The sequence below is a fragment of the Vagococcus sp. WN80Y genome (assembly GCF_059621045.1).
Map to the genome: position 1 here is coordinate 24,795 of NZ_JCAQHY010000134.1, position 12,317 is coordinate 37,111.

Here is a 12,317-nt window from a genome sequence, read left to right on the forward strand (position 1 = left end):
TTCCTACTCTAATTCTTTATTTCGGGAATTTTCCCTGCATTATGAGGATGGCAATATTGAAAAAACTTTCAATATCATCTCCACCTTCAATACCATTTGCAATATGTTTTTCAGCTTTTGCAATAGGATTAATTATGTTGTTGCCCTGTGCTATTACTAACCCATATTCACTTTCTTTCCATTTGTAACCAAAGCTATAATTTCTCATTAACACTTCTCCAGTGTAAATGCCCCAAATACAAGCATGTTGCTTGTATAAAGGATCTTCTTTGCCGTGCTTATTGACGTAGTGTAGATGTTTTTCATGTAGATTTTCAAGTCTATTTTTAACCCAAATCACAGAGTCATCTGAAAAATTCAAATTAAAATCATACCCATTAGCAATTTTATGTGCAGCTTCTATATACGTTTTAATTGCTTGTTCAATCTCCATGTTATCTCCTGTTCTTTAAAAAGCCTCTTTTTCACCTAATAACTACATTATAGCAACCTCAATGGTTTTTACAATAGTTAACAGTTCAAAATCAGCAACCAAGCTCTCCACATTTTCAATTTTTGATAGTGTAATTGCGAAAAGTTCCATCCCTGTAAATGAATTTTGGTAATTAGAGCAGTTTGTGATATTGGTGGTTTTTGTATTGCACGATTAACCTTTAATCCATGGCCTAATTATTGGTGATATTATGTCATTCAATAAAAGGGCAGAGAAAGAAGTTATATCATCTCCTGAGCTAGAAATACGATTATACTATGCGGGTTTGAAAAATGAAGGTTAGACTTCTGCCGCTCAATTCTTTATTTTCCTTCGCTCGATCAGAATTTAGTTTGGGTTACTTTCTCATAATAACTTGAACGGGGGAGTTGGAGAAGCACCTCAATAAGTAATTGTACCTGTCTGCTTATAGAAATGGATACAGGTCGATTATTTTTTTTTCATCCTGTTTAAGAAGTGCTTCAGACCTCACGGGTGTTTGTCCTGACTTCTATTCCTCCAAATCCAGCAACAACTGATAGAGTGCGCCTAGTAAATTGGCCGAATTTCGAAATGCGCAGGCGTCAATTTGCAGTGGTGCTATTGTTTGATTTAGTAGAGGCTCCTGTTGGCGAAACTGTTCATATTGCTGGTTGATCATTCGTATTAAGGTGTCTTGTGCACTGATTCCACCTCCGATAACTACTTTTTCTAAATCTAAAATGGCTTGTAAATTCGAAATTAATTGAGCAATACAGGAGCAGTATTGTTCAAATAGCGTTCTTAATGGTTGAGGGGGATCGGACTTAATACTTGTAAAGACAGAGTGGTAATCGTCTTGTGGCACGCCAAGTAAGGCAGTCGCGTCTTGAATAAATCGAACGGACGAACCGGAATAGCCTAGTAATTGGGTAGGTGTTGTCTTAGAATGATCTTGTATCATAAAGCTTAATTCTCCTGCTTGAAAATGGGACCCACTATAGAGTTGATTATCTAAGATTAACCCGCCTCCAACACCTGTACCGAGAACAATTGCTGCACCATTCTTGATGCCTTTCAGATTGCCAATCCACCATTCAGAAAGAGCAGCAGCTTTTCCGTCATTAATGAGAGAAAAGGGGAGGGAGGTATACTGGGACAACCACTTTTTAATTTGAAAGTCATACAGAAATTCTAATGCACCTCCTGTATAGATGTAGCCCGTTTTTGTATCTACACGCCCGGGACAGCTCACACCAATTCCTTTAATAGACGCTTCGTGACTCTGTACCTCAAAAAGCAGGAGGGCTTTGAATTCCTCTAATGAATGAGGGGTTTGCTTTTTCCATCGGTTTAGGAAATTTCCTGAAGGGTCAATCAATCCAAATTTTGTAAATGTACCGCCAATATCTATGCTTAAATAGTTCATCCGTTTACCTCCAAAAAGTGCATATTAAAGAAAATTTCTGAAAAAAGTTAAGGTTTCCTCATTGCATTGTTTCCCAATAGGATTTCGCTGATCCAAATGAAAGACATGATGTAGCTCTTCTCCATCTGGATTTGCATAAAGATGAAAGTCTGCTTCTACTCCTTTTGAGCGAAGAATAGTCGCTAAAGGTTCGCCGACATCTTTTAAAAAGTCATGGGTAGCTGTGGTGATAAACGCAGGTGGAAAATCGGCGGTAAAAAAAGATTCCACTGGAAACTGCTTCGCGGTTTGTTCCGGAATTGTTTCACCAAAATAAAATGGGAAATCCTGATTAATTGGGCCCGTCTGCCCAATAAAGTACGCACCACAGTTTAATCCTACCGCTTTAAAATGAACATCAGCTACGGTAAAGTCCATTATGTTTGCATAGTCAGGGTTACTTGTAAGTGCTGAATATTGCTCTGCTAATTGTCCGCCAGCACTATCCCCAACTAAAAATAAGTGTTCAGTATCAACGTAATAGTCTTTTCCATGGACTAGTAACCAGTTCATCAGAGCATTGGTATCCTCTAACGGTGCAGGATAGTGATGAGTAGGTGCAAGTCGATAGTTAAAATTCACGACAGTAAATCCTTGGCTTGCTAAATACATGGTGTAAAAGCGATACAGTTCTTTATCTCCATAAAAGAAGCCTCCGCCATGAATACTAACAATCGTAGGCAGACAAGTGGTGGTTCCAACTGGATAATAGATGTCAAATTTATTTTCAATGCCATGAGGCCCATAAGTTAACTCTTTGATTGCTGTAATCGTATCAGGCTCAGTTAATTCTGCATCTCTTTTTTTATCGCCTTCACTCATTTGTGTCCGCATTGTTGGAATATCTATTTTCGTCATTTGTTTTTCCTCCTAGTTATTTACTGTTGTTTTCTTTTTGAAAACGAGTTTGATGCTCATGATAAGTGACATACATAAAAATCCGAGGGCTGCCATGAGTAAACTAAACCCTGCTGACGTGTTGCCAAATAACTTTCCTAAAGTGTTTAAAAGAACGGGAGAGAAGAAGACTCCAATATTTGTTGCAATTATTAGACAGGTATAGGCAAAGTTTATTGCGTGCTTGTCCGCAACAAGGGCTGTCCATGTATAAATGAACGGAACGGCTAAACCAAAACCAATGCCTGAAAAGCCGACGCCGATTAACAAGATAGGTAAATTACTTGATTGACTCACAATAAAGAAGCCAATGGCAGAAATGAGTAGCCCAATCGGTAAAACCCGTTGTTTTAATAGCTGATGAATTTTTCCGTAAAACATTCCTATTGGAATACCTACAAGTGTACTCAATCCAGTAATGATAGACACGCTGCTTGCGCTGCCAATATTGTTGTGAATAATAAATTCAGGAAGCTTTACAACCGAAGCCATAAAAAAAGAAAACAGGAAAAAAATTAGAACAGACAATCCAACCACTGAAAGGTTGACTGGAAATTTTTCAGTTTGAACTTTGTCGGTTGTCTGTGTTATCCGGGATTCAGGAATTTGTACAAAGAATCCAAATAAGAAAAGAACAGGTAAAATAATCAAGTATGCCCAAAATGTTTGCTGCCATCCCAAGGTGACTAAATAACTAATAAAAAAGGATAGACCTGCACCTCCTAGTGAACCAGCCATGGATTGAAAGCCCATCATCGTGGAAAGCTCATCACCTTTATAAAACTCTGCTAACAAACTAACTGCTAACGAGTTAAACAACCCGATCCCAATACCAAATGTGAATCTTGCTCCTAATATTATGGAGTAATTGCTAATCAGAGCAGGTAACAGTCCACTAATTAATGCAATGATTAACCCCGCTATTACCGTATTCTTTTTGCCAACTATACGAATACAAAAAGGACTAAACAGCAGTGCTAAAATGATACCAAAATTAGGAATCGTCAATAATGTTTCGACTGCTGATTTTGATTGACTTGGGAAGCTGTCAATCATGGAAGGCAATGCGGCAGAAATAATCGGTGCAGACATCAATAAGACAGAAATAGATAGCAAAGAAACTTTAAAAATTGACTGTTGTTGTTTTGTTTTCATTGTCAGAAACCTACCTTTCTTTTGTTAATTGAATTATAAATGTGAACGCTAACAAAAGAAGGTTGAAAACTGACTATTATTTTGGCTATTTATGACTTATTTGTTTTTTTCGATACTGAACAGGGGTAAGACCATGTGTTTTTTTGAATATTTGAATCAGTGATTTGTGATTTGGAAAGCCACAGCTATCTGAGATGGCTTGAATGTTTTTTTGCGTATGAATAATTTGTTGAAAGGCCTCCTGCAACCGAATGTTTGTAATGTAATCCATCACAGACATGGCCATATATTTTTTGAATTTTCTTGAAAAGTAGCTAGGTGTTAGATGAAAGGCATCTGCCAACTCCCCAACGCTTAATGGACTAGTAAAATATTGTTGAATATAAATGATGACACTATCAATCCATTCAAATTCATTGGAATCTGTTTGCAGCAAATCATTTTTTACAGAGCTAACCATTGAAAAATGTTCAGATAGCTCATATATAATTTCGTATACAAGACTAAAAATTTTGAGTTGAATGTTATCTGTTGGTTTCTCTATACCAAAAAAGAGCGCTTGAAAAGCTTGTTGTATTTGTTTATAAGAATGACTTTGCGCAATAGATTGTTCTTCTTTTGAGGGAAGATGATAAAAGCGATAGGGAAAATCACTTATCACCTCCGCCATAAATGGGTAGGGAATCAAAATAGAGAGGGCCACATTGTCCTCTCCTTTTTTTGTTGTTCCAGAAATACTATGTACTTCATTTGGATTGATAACCAAAATTGTTCCGCTAACGGGCGCTTGCTCTTTTCCGCTTATGATGAAGGAATCAATTTTCCCTCTGATTGTAAAATTTAATTCAAATGAACGATGCCAATGCTTAGGAATTATTGCACTTCTATTTTTATGAATAATGAGCTTAAAGGGAAGCTCTTCTTTTGTTACGTCAACAATTTCATGATGAAACATATCCTTATCTCCTTGTCATTTAGTTTTTTTATGATGAAGATGAAGCCTCCTAGGTGGTGTAAGACTTATAGGCAAGTCAAGTATTCCTCTATTGGTATTGTACAATAGTTATTATTTATTGACACAAAAAAATAGTATTTAATTCAATCAATAGGTAAAAGATATGAACGACAAGGAGAGAAAACTAGAGAAGCAAGGGAGAATAAAAAATCTCAGAACAGTCTGACAAAAGATGAACGAATGCTTCTGGACAATATTTTTTCACTAACAACTATTACAATTGCAACTTATCTGACGGTGTATCAAGGTGTGCAAACATATCAAGCTGGGCTTGAGAGCAGTTGGGCGAAGCAATAAGAGCGCTAAGAGTAGGTAAAGTGAGAAGGCACTTTTCCTGCTTTTTATTTCAGTGTTATAATAGACTTAGTTCTATCAAAGGGGAGATCAATTTTATGGAAATAGACATTTATAAATTGGTAAATCGTTATCAATTAACTAACACAGAGACATCCATTCTAAAAAAAATATTGATTGATCCAGAAAAGAGTCTTGAGATGAGTGTAAGAGATATTGCTAGTGAGAATTATTCTTCACCAGCTACAGTAGTCAAACTGGCTAAAAAAATGGGTTATACAGGTTACACTGATATGATTTATCGACTTTATTTTATTCAGAAACAATTTAATAAATCAGATGCCAATTCTCTCTCTACTATTTTTAACAGTGATCTATTCTCAGAGATTTCAGAAGTATCGATTGAAACATTTGTGGACTTGCTAGAAGTAGCTAAAAACCAAAACTTACGTATCCATTTAACTGGAAGTGGCTTTTCGAAACCAGTAGCTGAGTATATTTGTATGAAACTATTGGTAAATGGTTTTGATTGCATTTTTACAGATTTGTTTGCTGTTTACGAACAGGAGAGTGACCGTGAAGCAATCGTGATTTTAATATCTCAGTCTGGAGAAACGGGGAATATCATAAAAATAGCTCAAAGAGCTAAGAAAAATAATCACACCATTGTTCTATTTACAGGAGAAAATGGAACTACACTAACTGACTTAGCGGATATTTCATTTGTTATAAAAAATGATTACCTGCTTAATGATCAGAATAAAAATCAAAATTATTTTTACTCTGCCTGTTTATTTTTTTATGAATATTTAAATGCGAGAGTGACTAATTAAACCTGCGACAGATAACATGTTAGTGTTATTTGTAGGAGGTTTTTTGTTTTCTGAAAATATAGATAACATGTTTACTCTTAAGTAAATACTTTTTCAAATAAGTGTAAGCTCTTTTTTTCAAAATAAAACGTGCTATGATTTGGGTATCAATCACAGATTTGCGCAAATAAGGTTGAAGCAAATGGGGGAAAGAGAATGAAAAATAAAATTGTTAATAAGATGCAGCAATTTTCAAAAGCAATGATTGGGCCAGTACTATTTTTACCAATTGTCGGATTAGGGATTGCTTTTAGTAGTATTTTTACAAATACCGCATTCTTTAGTGAGACATCGACTGTCTATATGATTGGAAAATTTGTTTCTAGTATTTTATGGGCCATCATGAATAATTTGAGTTTAATTTTCTGTGTGGGAATTGCTTATGGTATGGCAAGAAAGAAAAAGGCAGAGGCTGCCATTATTGCTGTAATGAGTTTTTTAATGTTTTTAAATGCCAATACAACTTGGTTGAGTCTAACGCAAAGATTAGCAGAGGGAGCAAATAACTTAGAATTATTTGGTAGTGGACAAACATTTGTTTTAGGTTATCAAGTAACTGATATGGGCGTTTTCTTAGGAATCATATTAGGCTGTGTGGTTGCTTATATTCATAATAAATTCATTGATGTTAATTTCAAGGGTGCCTTTGCGATTTATGGAAATAGCAAATTAGTCTTGATTGTTCTAATTCCAATTATTGGTATTTTTGCTTTAGGAATTACTTATCTATGGCCATTTGTTCAAGCAGGAATCACATTTTTAACACAATTGATGGCAAGCACAGGAGCTTTTGGTGTTTTCTTGTATGGTTTCTTAAATCGCTTTTTGATTCCAACAGGGCTTCATCATCTCATTTGGTCCCCCTTTGTTTTCTCTGGAATGGGTGGTCAAGAGCTGATCAATGGCGAATTACTTGTAGGAGCTAAACCAATTTTCTTAGCACAAATTGCAGATCCATCAATTGCCACTTTAACAGATTCAGCCCGTTTCTTAGTTTACGGTATGGTTAAAATGTTTGGTATTTTAGGAGTGGCATTAGCCTTTTACAAAACAGCTTATCCTCAAAATAAAGCGAAAGTTAAAACAACTTTAGTCCCTAATGCGTTGACATCATTTTTAGTTGGGATTACAGAGCCTTTAGAGTTTATGTTTATCTTTACAGCACCACTATTATGGCTTGTTTATTCTGTAATAGATGGATTTTTCCAAATGCTTTCCTATGTGTTAGGCGTTCGAATTAGTGCAACAAATGGTATTATCGACTTTTTAGTCTTTAACTTACCAGCAGGAATTGAAAGAACTAAGTGGCCAATCTTTGTGTTACTGGGTTTACTAGAAATAGCTGTGATGTATGTTGTGTTTAAATTCATGATTGAAAAAATGAATTTAAAAACGCCAGGTAGAGAGTTATTAGTTGATCTAGGAGATAACGCAGTACCAGTATCTGAAAAAAATGAACATACTATCAAAGTAACAAATGATTTAGGCCAAACTATTGTTAATGCGCTAGGTGGGGCAGACAATATTCTAGCAGTGGAAAATTGTTTCTCACGTTTACGAGTCGATTTAAAAGACGATGCAATCGTTAATGAGGAAGCATTAGTAGAAACGGGTTCTCAAGGAATCGTCAGAAAACCAAATCATGTTCAAGTTGTTTATGGCATGAAAATTAATGAAATTAGAGATTTAGTTGATCAAACGTTAAATATAGAAGAATAGGATGATAAAAATGAAAAAATTTAATATACTAATTGCCGGTGGAGGAAGTACATATACACCAGGGATTGTGGCAATGCTAGCAGATCATAATGACCAATTTCCGATTGGCGAAATTAAATTATACGATGATTTAGCTGAAAGGCAGGAACCAATTGGAGAAGCGTGTAAAATTATGTTACAAGAAAAAAATCCAGACATTAAATTCTCATATACAACAGATCCAAAAGAAGCTTTTACAAATATAGATTTTTGTATGGCGCATATTCGTGTTGGGTTATACGCCATGCGTGAACAAGATGAGAAAATCCCTCTTAAGTATGGCGTAGTTGGTCAAGAAACATGTGGACCAGGAGGACTAGCTTATGGGTTCCGCTCGATTCCAGGTGTAATTGCATTAGTTGATTACATGGAAAAATATTCACCAGATGCGTGGATGTTAAATTATTCAAACCCAGCAGCAATCGTTGCAGAAGCTACCAGAAGATTAAGACCTAATTCAAAAATCATTAATATTTGCGATATGCCAATTGCCATTGAGACTATTTTTGCTGAGATTTTAAAATTAAATTCAAGAAAAGACATGAACGTTAGATATTACGGACTAAATCATTTTGGTTGGTGGACAGAGATTACAGACAAAGAAGGCAATGATTTAATGCCTAAACTAAAAGAATTTGTTTCTGAAAATGGCTATGCTCTTGAAACAGAAGATTTCCAGCACAAACATCCAAGTTGGCAAGCAACATTCAAAAAAGTAAAAGATCTATACGCTTTAGATCCAGAAACACTGCCGAATACGTATTTAAAATACTATTTCTATCCAGATTACGAAGTAGAACATTCTGATCCTAATTTTACAAGAGCTAATGAGGTAATGGAGTCTCGTGAAAAAGAAGTGTTTGAAACAGCACGAAAAATTGTTGAAGCAGGAACGGCTGTTGGAACTGAATTCCATGCTGGTGCTCATGCAACATTTATTGTTGATTTAGCTAGTGCTATCGCCTTTAATACGATGGAGAGAATGTTACTAATCGTTCCTAATAATGGCGTCATTGAAAACTTCCCTAAAGATGCCATGGTAGAAGTGCCATGTTTAGTAGGTAAAAACGGACCAGAACCACTATCGATGGGAGAAATTCCAACTTTCCAAAAAGGCTTGATGGAGCAACAAGTAGCTGTAGAAAAACTAGTTGTAGAAGCTTACATTGAAGAAAGCTATCAAAAATTATGGCAAGCTCTAACTTTATCTAAAACAGTTCCAAGTGCTAAAGTAGCAAAAAATATTTTAGATGAATTAATTGAAGCTAATAAAGACTTTTGGTCAGAATTACACTAATAGAGATATATAAAGTTGTTTTGCTCCGAGAAATAAGAGAGTATTTGAATTTCAGCTTATTTTCGAAGGTGCCATTTTTTCTCGCAGGTCATTTAGATTTAAAGGGTGGGACAAAACTGATTGTTAGTTTTGTCCCACCCTTATGTAATTTGTATCTCTGTTATAGGGGTATGGTCATTTCCAATTAAAGTACGACTAGGAGCATAATAAAGCAAAGCTATCAGTTGCTAGTACTTTCTGCCACTGAGTGGTTTCTTTTGTTTAGCTTGTTTTTGTTGAGTCATTAAAGTATTGAAGGTGAGTGGCATTAAAATCAATATCAATGGTATTAGTAAAAGTCTCCTTCGAATGGGATCATTTTTTCGTAATTTACTCTGTAGTTTTAGGTAGCTAAATGTATTTCAAGGCATGCTTCTTTTGAGTTAGTTTAGAGTTGTAACCAAAAGTACCGCATTTATCAGTTGCTTACTTTGAAGAGCTATTTAACAAAGAATCCACTTGTTCGTAAATATCTATATTAACGATGTGTGGACGTATAATAAGATCTAAAGCAATACAATTTTTGTATTCATTTCTTTGTTATGTTAAGATGAGAAATATACGATGATTTATGAAAAAAACAGTTGACTATAAGTAGCTGTTAGAAGTCAAACAACTAAATAAAAATCAATGTATGCGTTTTGTGCCTTGATTGATCAAATTAAGTGTAACATCAGTTCAAAAACTCCTTCACGCAATTATTAATTGCATCGTTAGGAATATAGTTATCACTGTTGATTTTAGCCAATATCTACTTACGTAAATCGTTCGTTTTTTTTATTAGTGTTAGATTGCTAAGGAGCATGTGGATATAGGAAAACAGGATGTTAAGTTGTTAAAAATAACTAGTAAACTCATTGCGTTCAGCAATGAGTCATTTGCGATGAACTGAGTGTCGTGCTTAAAGCAACATCAAATGCTTATAAAATTAATTCCTGTATAATTTTTATAATAAACGAGGATGGATACCTCTCGTTTGGTTCAACAATTGACAGGAATAACAGAGGAGAAGAAAAGATGATTAGACAGTTTAAAGAAGATAAAGCTTTTGCAAAAGAGTTGGATAAGCAAGATCCTTTAAATAAAATTAGAGAGCGTTTTTTTATCCAACCTAATACAATTTATATGGATGGTAATTCATTAGGAATGGCTTCGAAGGATGCTCGAGAAGCATTACTTTATGTAATGGATTTATGGGAGAAGGAAGGCATTAATATTTGGAATGTGGAAGATAACAAATATTTCCTGTATCAGGATGTGCTAGGAAGTCGTGTGGCAAAATTAATTAATGCTAGGCCAGATGAAGTAACGATTATGACTAATACAACAATTAATATTCACCAAGGGATCAGTACCTTTTACCATCCTACAAAAGAATGTTATAAAATATTAGTAGACGATATTAATTTTCCAACTGACCGATATGCAGTTGATAGTCAAGTGAAACTAAAAGGCTATGACCCAGAAGAAGCTGTGAAGGTTGTCAAAAGTCAAGATGGTATCATCGACGAACAAACAGTGATTGATGCCATGACAGATGATGTAGCAGTCATTTTATTACCAGCTGTTCTGTATCGCAGTGCCCAATTACTAGACATGAAGTGGGTAACAACAGAAGCACACAAACGTGGTATTTATGTGGGATGGGACCTATGCCATTCAATTGGTGCAGTTGACCATGATTTTTCTGAGATTCAGCCAGACTTTGCTGTGTGGTGTAATTATAAATACTTGTCTGCTGGTCCTGGAGCAATTGCTGGATTCTATATCAATCAAAAACACTTTACGAGAGACCCTGGTTTAGCTGGTTGGCAAGGAAATAACAAAGAAACTCAATTCCAATTGAACCAAAAATATGAACACGCAGGAAATGCAGGAGGGTGGCAAACAGGGACACAATCACTTTTTTCAATGGCACCTTTAGAAGGTGTCTTGACTATTTTTGAAGAAGTTGGGATATCAGCAATTCGTAAAAAATCTTTAAATATCACGGCTTATTTTATGTACTTAATTGATGAAAAGCTTGCTAAATATGGCTATTCAGTCGGAAATCCGCGAGAGGATGAGCATCGTGGTGGACATGTTTGTTTGATTCATGATGAAGCATATCGGATATGTTCAGCGTTGAAAGACAATGGGGTTGTACCAGACTTTCGTGAGCCTAATGTGATTCGACTAGCGCCAACTGCCTTATATACGTCTTATGAAGAAGTTTATCAAGTTGTTGAGGTGCTTGAACAGATTGCTCTCAATAAAGAGTATGGGAAATATAGTTCAGAACGTAGCATGGTCGTTTAAATACGTGATAGGTGTTCTATTGAGAATAGCTTAGTGAAGGTGTCATGAGGCTGAGGATGCTATTTATTTGTTTATATTAATTGCATTAAAAAAATTTTCTACAGAAAAGAGAGGGGAGTTTTGCGAGAATAATCAACGTTGACATCTGATCAAGAAAAAAAGGTTAATGAAACTAAAACGAATAAAAAGAGCTGGGCATTCTTTTCAATGTAGGCGTATTTTTTCTAGGGTTAATTGGTCCAATTCAACCATTTGCAGAAGAAATAATTTTTAGGTATTTGCTTTTGGAACTGATTATTTGGGCGAAAACTGGCTTGCAATAATCCCTTACTTGATCGTAAGAGCGTACTTTCCTCTTATCTACTATTTCTTCTTATATTAAAAAATTGTCGGTTTGATTTAAAGAGAGAATAGTTAGTGAAGTTGGGACAAAAAAACGTTTTGCTCTGAGCACTACGCAAACCTCGATACCATAACGGTTCTTTGATGTCTCTTATTTCTTAGTGCTTTAGCTAGACGTTAATGTGATAGTAACAGGGAGTCTAGAGCCTTAGCTCCAGCAAATTTATTAGCTTAGAAGTTTAGGTCAACGAAATGGAGTGTAGTGAGTAGATTTTCGAGATCGTTTATCACATAAGGTTCGGGAAATAAGTGGAGGGTGAGACTTTTTATACGAAAACTAAACCTGTAAAAAAACAAAAAAAGCTACCTCCTACTAAAAGCGTGGTTTGCCAAATTTGGTCTAGAGCACTTTAACAGATAGTTGTTAAAGT

9 protein-coding genes are annotated in these 12,317 nt (G+C 35.4%); 4 read left to right on the forward strand and 5 right to left on the reverse strand.

The window, feature by feature from the left end; translation table 11 throughout:
* Window positions 1–16 precede the first annotated feature (16 nt).
* The 5 genes from AC5KOD_RS07290 to AC5KOD_RS07310 form a co-directional block, all read right to left on the reverse strand.
* A complete protein-coding gene (locus tag AC5KOD_RS07290) occupies window positions 17–433 on the reverse strand; it encodes a hypothetical protein (protein ID WP_496913883.1) in 417 nt (138 codons plus the stop codon).
* A gap of 550 nt (window positions 434–983) precedes the next feature.
* Window positions 984–1,880, reverse strand: coding sequence for an ROK family protein (locus AC5KOD_RS07295; protein WP_496913884.1), 897 nt, complete (start codon window positions 1,878–1,880; stop codon window positions 984–986).
* Window positions 1,881–1,904: 24 nt separating this feature from the next.
* Window positions 1,905–2,777, reverse strand: a complete 873-nt coding sequence (locus tag AC5KOD_RS07300) for an alpha/beta hydrolase (protein ID WP_496913885.1) — start codon at window positions 2,775–2,777, stop codon at window positions 1,905–1,907.
* A gap of 12 nt (window positions 2,778–2,789) precedes the next feature.
* Window positions 2,790–3,971, reverse strand: a complete 1,182-nt coding sequence (locus tag AC5KOD_RS07305) for an MFS transporter (protein WP_496913886.1) — start codon at window positions 3,969–3,971, stop codon at window positions 2,790–2,792.
* Between the two features lie 85 nt (window positions 3,972–4,056).
* Complete coding sequence (locus tag AC5KOD_RS07310; RefSeq protein WP_496913887.1) at window positions 4,057–4,926, reverse strand: helix-turn-helix domain-containing protein; 870 nt, start codon at window positions 4,924–4,926, stop codon at window positions 4,057–4,059.
* Window positions 4,927–5,378: 452 nt separating this feature from the next.
* On the opposite strand from AC5KOD_RS07310, the gene AC5KOD_RS07315 reads away from it, so the two are divergent.
* From AC5KOD_RS07315 to kynU, 4 genes are all read left to right on the forward strand, one after another.
* Window positions 5,379–6,113, forward strand: coding sequence for a MurR/RpiR family transcriptional regulator (locus tag AC5KOD_RS07315; protein ID WP_496913888.1), 735 nt, complete (start codon window positions 5,379–5,381; stop codon window positions 6,111–6,113).
* 195 nt (window positions 6,114–6,308) lie between these two features.
* A complete protein-coding gene (locus AC5KOD_RS07320) occupies window positions 6,309–7,871 on the forward strand; it encodes a PTS transporter subunit EIIC (RefSeq protein ID WP_496913889.1) in 1,563 nt (520 codons plus the stop codon).
* Between the two features lie 10 nt (window positions 7,872–7,881).
* On the forward strand, window positions 7,882–9,207 hold the full coding sequence (locus AC5KOD_RS07325) for a 6-phospho-alpha-glucosidase (RefSeq protein ID WP_496913890.1): 1,326 nt from the start codon (window positions 7,882–7,884) through the stop codon (window positions 9,205–9,207).
* Between the two features lie 1,056 nt (window positions 9,208–10,263).
* A complete protein-coding gene (gene kynU, locus AC5KOD_RS07330; RefSeq protein WP_496913891.1) occupies window positions 10,264–11,544 on the forward strand; it encodes a kynureninase in 1,281 nt (426 codons plus the stop codon).
* Window positions 11,545–12,317 lie beyond the last annotated feature (773 nt).